Raw genomic sequence first — 7,699 nt, forward strand, 5'->3', positions numbered from 1 at the left:
CACCGCAGGTCACCCGCCCGGCCACCGCAGGTCACCCATGCGGCCTCCGCACGGCGCCCGCACGGCCTCCGCGCGACCCACGGGTCCGAGGACGTCGCATCCGCAGAGCCACGCGCCCCATTTTCATCACAACTGACTGCGATGACGGCGTTGACGGCGGGAAGGAGATCACAAGACAGAGGGAGGTCGCCCATGACTCAGGACCGGATCAAACTGGCAGAAGTGCTGGCAGCAGCGGAGAACGCCGCGCCGGGGGCTTCCCTGGACGTGGTGGCGCGCAACCTGCGCGACCGCTTCGATGCCCGGTACGTCGCCTTTCTGTTCGTCGACATCATCGGTCGGCAGATGGTGCGGGTCAGCGCTGAGGGCGAGCCGCGCCTCGACGGCCACACCGAACAGATCCCCCTCGCCGACTCCCCCTACGACGAGGTCCTGCGCAGCCAGAAGCTGGTTCTGACCGAGGCCGGGGCCGGAGCCGGAGCCGGGACCCACGGTCACCACGTGATCGCACCGGTCACCAACCGGGGCGACACCATCGGCGTGCTTGAGCTGTTCCTGCCGCACGCCACGCAGAACATCCTGGAGCAGGTCGAGGAGACCGCGCACGCCCTGGCGTACATCATCGTCACCGACCGCCGCTTCACCGACCGCTACTACTGGGGCCAGCGCACCCTGCCCGTGAGCCTGGCCGCCGAGATCCAGCGCCAGCTCCTGCCCTCGGCCCCCTCCTGCGAGGCCGCCGAGTTCACCCTGGCCGCGGCGCTGCTGCCCGCCAACCACATCGCGGGCGACACCTACGACTACGCCCTGGACCCCGACACCCTGCACCTGTCGATCACCGACGCGATGGGCCACGACGTCGACGCCGCCCTCATGGCCACCCTCCTGGTCAACGCCTCGCGCGGCGCCCGCCGCACCGGCCACAGCCTGGTCGAACAGGCCCGCCGGAGCCATGAGGCCCTGCTGAGCAATGGCCGCAAGACCCTCGCCACCGGCCAGCTCCTGCGCATCGCCCTCGACGGCAGCGGCGCCCAGCTCGTCAACGCCGGTCACCCCCGGCCGCTGCTCCTGCGCGCGGGCGCCGTCAGCGAACTGCGCCTGACCACCAACCTGCCGTTCGGCGTCCCCTCCCCCCACCCGTACCGCGTCGAGGACCTCGATCTGCGCCCCGGTGACCGCCTGATCCTGTACACCGACGGCATGCAGGAACGCCAGGCCCAGAGCGTCGACCTGCCCGCTCTGATCCGGGACACCGCGGGCGAGCACCCGCGCGAGGTCGTACGAATCCTGACCGCGTACGTCCACGAGGCATGCGACGGCCATATGGCCGACGACGCCACCGTCATGTGCCTGGACTGGCACGGCCCCCACCCCGAGGGCCGTCACGCCAGGGCGGGCGCCAACGCCTGACCGGTCCCCTCGTGGTCACGGGATGTCGATCAGCACCTTCCCGATCACGCCCCGTTCGAGCGCAGCGTGCGCGTCGGCGGTGTGTTCGAGGCCGAAGCGGTGCAGCGGCAGCCCGGCCTCCTCGCCCACGCGCAGCGCTCCCGCGTCCACCGCCGCCGTGACATCGGCGACCGCCTGCCGCTTCGCCGCCGCGGGCACTCCGTAGACGAAGACGCTCTGCCAGCGCAGGTTGAGGGGCAGCGAGGCAAGTACGGGGACGGACAGCCGCTCGTCCTCGCCGCCCGAGTAGTAGGCGACGACGGCCCCCGGCGCGGCCACCGCGACGTCCAGAGCGGAGTTGGCGCCAGGCGCGACCTCCACGACGATGTCGACGCCCTCAGGGGCGAAGGCCAGGATCTCGGCGGTCGCGTCCTGCCTGCGGTAGTCGACCGCCTGATGGGCGCCGGCCGCACACGCCAGCGCCGCCTTGGCCGGACCACTGACGGTGCTCACCACGCGCGCTCCGGCCCAGCGGGCCAACTGGATCGCCGCGTTGCCGACCGCACCGGCGCCGCCCGCCACCAGAACGGTCATGTCCCGCAGTGTGCCCGGCGAGATGCGCCCCGGGCCGCCGTCGTGCACGGTCAGTGCGCGATGGGCGGTCAGGGCCGGGATGCCCAGCGCGGCACCGAGTTCGAACGGCGCGTGCTCGGGCAGGCCGACCGCCTGTTCGTCGGTAACGAGACTGTACTGCTGGGCCGTTCCCCAGGGGCGCTCCCACGCGGCCTCCCAGATCCACACCCGCTGGCCGAGCCGCGCCGGGTCGACCCCGTGGCCGACGGCGTCGATCACTCCGGCGCCGTCCTGGTGGGGCACCTGCTCGCGCATGCCCGGGGGCAGTGGGCGTCTGCGGCTGCGCCAGTCGGTCGGGTTGACTCCCGAGACGCGCACGCGCACCCGCACCTCGCCGGGGCCGGGCTCAGGAACCGGACGTTCGACGAGTCGCAGGACCTCAGGGCCACCGGCCGCCGTACGGATGATGGACTGCATCGCTCACCTGTCTCTCGCTGGCCCCTGGAGGAACGGTGGCCGACGCCTGGTGCGCCGCACCACGTGGGGCACCGCCTCAACCCCGCGATGGAGCAGGCTATTCCGCGGAACGGGCTATTCCGAGGTCCGCACCGGCGACCCCGGTGGGACGCCGTCGCGGTCAGATGAGACGCCGTCGCGGTCAGGCGGCGGCAGGACTCAACCCCTCGACGGACAGCGCGAAGACGCGCTCCGCCTGCGCGGCCGGGTCGGAGTGGTTCTCGGTGGCGAGGGCGATTCCGACGATCAGGGTGAGCAGATCGTGGACGGTGACGTCGGCCCGTACGCACCCGTCGGCGATGGCCCCGCGCAACAGGGGCGCGGCGGCGGTCTCGATGGCCGACGCGCAGGAGTCCTCGGCGCCCTCGTCCCCGAGGGGCTCGTAGGACAGAGCGTCGGCCAGGCCTCGCGCGGCGATCGAGTAGGCGAGCAGCTCGCGCAGCCACCTCAGCAGGGAGGCGCGGGTGTCGGCCTCGTCGACGAGCGTTTCCGCCAGGTCGCACAGGGCGTGGACACGTTCCCGGAAGACGGCGTCGAGCAGGGCTCTGCGCGTGGCGAAGTGGCGCCTGACGGTGGCTGATCCGACCCCTGCCGTGCGGGCGATCTGCTCAAGGGAGGCCGCGGCCCCGTGTGCCGCCACCTCCGCTTCGGCCACGGCGAGGATCCGGGCGTAGTTGCGGCGGGCATCCGAGCGCTGGCCGGTCATCGTCTCTCCAACATTGCTAAGTGGCGGGCCCCGCCATATTCTACCTAAGGCAAAACGGCGGGCCCCGCCGTTTCGCGCCCGGACGCACGGACGTGCGTGCCGATGTCCACCGACGCCTGACGCCCGCCTCACCACGGCCGAACCGACCCCTGAGGAAGACACCGCCATGACCCCTTCCGCGACACTCGTCCTCGTCACCGGTGCCACCGGCCGCCAGGGAGGCGCCACCGCGCGCGCCCTGCTCGACCGAGGCGTCCCGGTGCGTGCCCTGGTACGCGACCCGCACACACGGCGCGCACGCGCCGTCGAAGCGCTCGGCGCTCATCTGGTCACGGGCGATCTCACCGACCCGGCGACCCTCGGGGCGGCCGTGGACGGCGTGCGCGCCGTCTTCTCGGTGCAGATGCCCGCGTTCACCGACCAGGGAGTCGACTTCGACGGCGAGGTCGCGCAGGCCCACAACCTCATGACGGCGGCCAAGGCCGCTGGGGTGGAGCAGTTCGTGCAGGCCTCCACGAGCGGCGTCGGCCAGCATCTTGAGGCCCCGGGGTGGAAAGAGGGGCGCTGGGCGATGATGGAAGCGCCGCTGGGCACCAAGGCGGCCATCCAGGACCGCCTGCGCAGCATGGACTTCACCTACTGGACGTTGATCAAGCCGTCGTTCTTCATGGAGAACTTCGAGCCGTCCCTGCGGTTCTACTTTCCCCGCGGGGTCGAGGGCGGCCTCGTCACCGTCGTCAGACCGGACACCCGGCTGTCGCTCGTGGCGACCAAGGACGTGGGGCGCGTCGCGGCAGCCGCCTTCTCCGCGCCCGAGCAGTACCACCGCATGGAACTGGAACTCGCCGGTGACTACCTGACCATGACGCAGATCGCCGAGATCCTCTCCGGCGCCCTGGGCGTCCCGCTGTCGGCTCCGGACATGACCGAGGAGCAGGCGCGGGCCGCGGGCATGCCGGACATGGGTGCCACCCACGCGTACGTGGACGAGGTCGGCCAGCCCGCCCGGCCCGAGTCCGTCCGCGCGCTGGGCATCGAACCGACCAGCTTCGAGCAGTGGGCGCGCGAGCACCTGCACCCGACCATCTGAGGTGCCTGGCCGCTCGCGCGAAGCCACCTCGGGGTCAGACGAGCCGCCACAGGTGATCGGCCGTGCCGTTGTCCTCGTACTGCACGACCTGCGCGCTGTTGGATGTCGACATGCCGTCCACGCCGAGGACTTTGCCGCTGTGCCGGTTGCGGAGCAGGAACCAGCCCTCTCCCTTGTCGACCTTCTCCCAGCGCAGGTGCGCGGCGGTGCCGTCGGTGAACTGGACGGCTCGGGCGGAGTCGGCCGTCGAGGCGTCCTCGATGCCGAGGACCTTGCCGCTGTAGCCGTTGCGCAGGGTGTACCGCCCCTCGCCCCGGTCGATGAGCTGCCAGGCGTGGTCGCCGGTGCCGGAGTTGTCGAACTGGACCACGCGTCCGCCGTCGTCCAGGGACATGCCGTCGACCGCGAGGACCTTGCCGCTGTGGCGGTTCTCGATCCGGCGGTAGGGCGGCTCCGGCGTCCAGGGGCGGCCGTCGGGGCTCGCGGTGGGGAACGCGGTCATGCGCAGGCGGGCCGCGCCCATCGGGATGAGCGTGACCTCCTCCTTTGCGCCGGTGGCACGGGCTACGCCGCTCTGGAGCGGGGCCACGACGTGCTCGTCGTCCGCCACCCACTCCTTCAGGCGCCGCGCCCGGGCCCGGAAGCGTACGGGCGCACCCTCGTGCGTGAACGGGTCGCCGGTCAGCGGCCCGGAGTCGGCGGTGAAGGAGAGGTCGCCCCGGGGGTCGGGGGCCAGCGCGTAGTTCCACGGGGTGGTGGCGTGCACCGCCTGGTGCGGGAAGGCGTCCGTGCCCGCGTAGCGCTCGTAGGACTCCCCGATGCGCAGGGAGTACGTCAGCGGGCCGCGGTCGACGCTGACCGCTCCGTTCTTCCAGGTCCGTACGGTGGTGCGCTGCGGCAGCCGCAGCGTGACGCGGTCGCCGTCGCGCCAGGTCCGCTCGATCTCGGCGAAGGCCGGTCCGTCGGGGGCCGTCACGCGGCGTCCGTTGACGGCCAGTCGGGGTCCTTCGCACCAGCCCGGTATGCGCAGCCGGAGCGGGAAGCGCACCGGCTTGTCCAGGGCCAGGGTGAGGGTGACGTTCTCCTTGAACGGGTAGTCGGTGTCCTCGGTGAGGGTGACGGGGGTGCCGTCCGCGACCTTGGCCGTGACCCGGCACGGCGCGTACATCGCCGCCGCGAGACCGCGGTCGGGGGTCGCGAGCCACAGCTCCTCGGTGAAGTAGGGCCAGCCCATGCCGTAGTTGTGCGGGCAGCAGCGGTACTGGTCCACGCCGGGCTGGAACGCCTGCATCGCGAATCCGTTCTGGAACTGGCCCTGGGTCTTGCGGGCGTTGTCCAGATCGACGCTGTTGGCGCTGGTGACGTAGTGGACGCCCGTGCCGTGCGGGTCGGTGGCCGCGGGCAGCATGTTGAACGCCAGTTCCTCGCACAGGTCGGCCCAGACCGGGTCGCCGGTGATACGGGTGAGCAGCTCATGGCTGGCCATGAACTCGACCGTGCCGCAGGTCTCGAAGCCCTGGCGGGGGTCCCCGAAACCGGGGCGCGCGTTCTCGTCGCCCGCGAAGCCGCCGCCGGGAAACTGCCCGTAGGTGCCGATCGCGGTGGCGTAGTTGCGGTACGTGGCCCGGGTGTGGGCCTCCTTGCCCGAGCGCAGCGCGTACTGGGCGGGTTCGCGGAAGCCCTGCGCCACGTTGACGTTGTGCCAGTCGGCGACGCCGCCCGCCCAGTCCACTCCGTGGGTGTGCATCTTGTCGGCGAGGTCGAGCAGGAAGCCCTCGCGGGTGCGGTTGTAGAGCCAGAAGACGACGTCCAGGCCGTCGCCCCAGCGCTTGGAGACCCAGCTCGAATCGAAGGCACCGGGCCCCTGTGCGTTCATGAAGCGCAGGAAGCGCTCCATGAACGGGACGATCCGCCGGTCCCCGGTGAACTCCTCGTGCGAGCGCAGCGCTTGGAGCAGCGGCAGGTAGGGCCAGAAGTCCGGGCCGCCGTTGAGCTGGGTGCGCAGCCTTCTCGGGCCGAAGAACCCGTCCGCCTCCTGAGTGGCCATGATCGCGTCGAGCCAGCGGCGGCTCTCCGCCTGGGCGGTGCGGTCCCCGGTGAGGGCGGCGAGGTCGACGTACCCGCGCAGCCAGTACGTCACCTCCTCCCACCCCGCCTTGTCCGGGTGCACCCAGCCGGATTCGTCGAAGGCGAGGAAGTGCGAGATCTGCGCGTAGCGTCCGAACAGGCCGCCGAGGAGCAGATCGAGCTGCCCGCGCAGCCAGCCGCGGGCGGTGACGCTGCCCACCGGCAGCTTCTGGAAGGCGGTCGGGGCCAGGGGCGCCACGTTCGGACCGTACAGACCGCCGCGCGCCGGGCTCGCCGCCCACGCGGCGGGACCGGTGAAGGCGGCCGTGCCGCCGACCGCGCCGAGGGTGATCGCGCCGGAGCCCAGAAGGAAGTGCCGTCGGCCGAGCTGCGTCATGAGTACCGTCCTGTCATGGTCCGTCTACGCTGGTGGCTGCCGTGCAGAGCGCTTTACAACGTTGGAAAACCGGGATGCGCAAAACCCTGTGACACGCGCGAGAGGCTCAGCCGCCGTGCCCGCAGGGGCAGTTGGCATCACAGCACCGCGTGACGACGCTGTCCAGAGGGGCGACAGCGTCTCAAGGGACTACGTAGTCGAGCGGGAAGGCTGGGGGCCCGCCGCGAGGAGGCCGACCGGGCGGGCCCGATCGCCTCGCCAGGGGGCCGAACGAGTGGCGCTGGTCGGCCACGCGGCACACACCGGCCTGACGAATCGATTCGCCCGCGCCGCGCCTTCGTAGGGTGAGGCACCTTGATCGTCTCTGGAAGGGACATCCCACCGCGATGAAGCTCCGCACCGCCCTCGGCTCCTCCCTCGGCGCCCTCGCCCTCATCCTGTCGATGACCGGCTCCGTCCACGCCGCCCAGGGCAACTTCCACTACAAGTACGTCGACGGCTACGGCCAGGAGCGGCTCGTCGCCCTGCACGACCCGCACGACGGCAAGTGCATCAACCTCCACGCCGTCGGTGACAACGAGGAGCTTCCCGGCTACGGGCCGCACAACGACACCGACACCGCCGTGACCGTCTACCTGGGCGCCAACTGCGACGGCCCCGACTGGCGCCTGAAGCCCCACGGCAAACCGGCCAAGGACACCCTGGAGGTCCGCTCGGTGCGCTTCGACGTCCCGGACGGCAGGTAGCGGGACCGGCGGCGCCCGCCCCGAGACACCGGAGGGGCACATTCACATGATGTGCCCCTCCGGAGACCGTCACACGTTCCTCCCGGGGGCCGGTACCCGGCACCGCACGTCCATCACTCCCCGCGGCTACCCGCGCACACACACGCCGAACAGGTCGCCCTCGGCGGGGTCGGCGGAGGCGGGGACGAAGCCGGTGCGTCCCCTCCTTCCCCTCC

6 protein-coding genes are annotated in these 7,699 nt (G+C 71.7%); 3 read left to right on the plus strand and 3 right to left on the minus strand.

Features of this window, described 5'->3' with window-relative positions:
• Positions 1-192: 192 nt before the first annotated feature.
• Entirely contained in the window at positions 193-1,410 is a 1,218-nt protein-coding gene (locus AB8Z36_RS24655; RefSeq protein ID WP_369215558.1) for a PP2C family protein-serine/threonine phosphatase, read from the plus strand.
• 15 nt (positions 1,411-1,425) lie between these two features.
• Here the strand turns inward: AB8Z36_RS24655 and AB8Z36_RS24660 are convergent, their stop codons facing one another.
• Entirely contained in the window at positions 1,426-2,439 is a 1,014-nt protein-coding gene (locus tag AB8Z36_RS24660; protein ID WP_369215559.1) for an NADPH:quinone reductase, read from the minus strand.
• Between the two features lie 181 nt (positions 2,440-2,620).
• Positions 2,621-3,184 carry a TetR/AcrR family transcriptional regulator gene (locus AB8Z36_RS24665; RefSeq protein WP_369215560.1) on the minus strand — a complete coding sequence of 188 codons (564 nt, stop codon included), beginning with the start codon at positions 3,182-3,184 and terminating at the stop codon, positions 2,621-2,623.
• Positions 3,185-3,350: 166 nt separating this feature from the next.
• Between AB8Z36_RS24665 and AB8Z36_RS24670 the strand changes: the two genes are divergently transcribed.
• Complete coding sequence (locus AB8Z36_RS24670; protein ID WP_369215561.1) at positions 3,351-4,274, plus strand: NmrA/HSCARG family protein; 924 nt, start codon at positions 3,351-3,353, stop codon at positions 4,272-4,274.
• Positions 4,275-4,308: 34 nt separating this feature from the next.
• Here the strand turns inward: AB8Z36_RS24670 and AB8Z36_RS24675 are convergent, their stop codons facing one another.
• Positions 4,309-6,738 carry a beta-L-arabinofuranosidase domain-containing protein gene (locus AB8Z36_RS24675; protein ID WP_369215562.1) on the minus strand — a complete coding sequence of 810 codons (2,430 nt, stop codon included), beginning with the start codon at positions 6,736-6,738 and terminating at the stop codon, positions 4,309-4,311.
• Between the two features lie 386 nt (positions 6,739-7,124).
• On the opposite strand from AB8Z36_RS24675, the gene AB8Z36_RS24680 reads away from it, so the two are divergent.
• Entirely contained in the window at positions 7,125-7,484 is a 360-nt protein-coding gene (locus tag AB8Z36_RS24680) for a hypothetical protein (protein ID WP_369215563.1), read from the plus strand.
• Positions 7,485-7,699 lie beyond the last annotated feature (215 nt).

It is taken from the genome of Streptomyces flavofungini, from assembly GCF_041028215.1.
GTDB lineage: Bacteria > Actinomycetota > Actinomycetes > Streptomycetales > Streptomycetaceae > Streptomyces > Streptomyces flavofungini_B.